The organism is Flagellimonas olearia (genome assembly GCF_009184425.1).
GTDB lineage: Bacteria > Bacteroidota > Bacteroidia > Flavobacteriales > Flavobacteriaceae > Flagellimonas > Flagellimonas olearia.
In genome coordinates, this window is sequence record NZ_WELG01000094.1 from 1 (window position 1) to 373 (window position 373).

Sequence of the window (373 nt, forward strand, 5' to 3'; positions counted from 1 at the left end):
CTATGCGGTAAAAGCCAACTCCAATCTGGCCGTGCTGAATGTACTAGCCCGGGTCGGCGCCGGTTTCGACATTGTTTCCGGTGGCGAACTGGAACGCGTGCTGCGTGCCGGCGGCGACCCAGACAAAATTGTTTTCTCTGGAGTCGGCAAAACCGCCAACGAAATGGCCGCCGCCCTGAAAGCCAACATCCACTGTTTCAACGTGGAATCCGCCGCGGAACTGGAATTGCTGAACCTGGTGGCCGGCGAGCTGGACCGGGAGGCGCCGATCGCCATCCGCGTGAACCCGGATGTGGACGCCCAGACCCACCCCTATATTTCCACCGGTTTGAAAGACAACAAGTTCGGCGTGGACATCACTAAAGCCCCCGCC

1 pseudogene is annotated in these 373 nt (G+C 59.8%); it reads left to right on the forward strand.

Annotated elements, in window-relative coordinates:
* Nucleotides 1-373, forward strand: a pseudogene (locus F8C76_RS19345) (diaminopimelate decarboxylase); the annotation flags it as partial.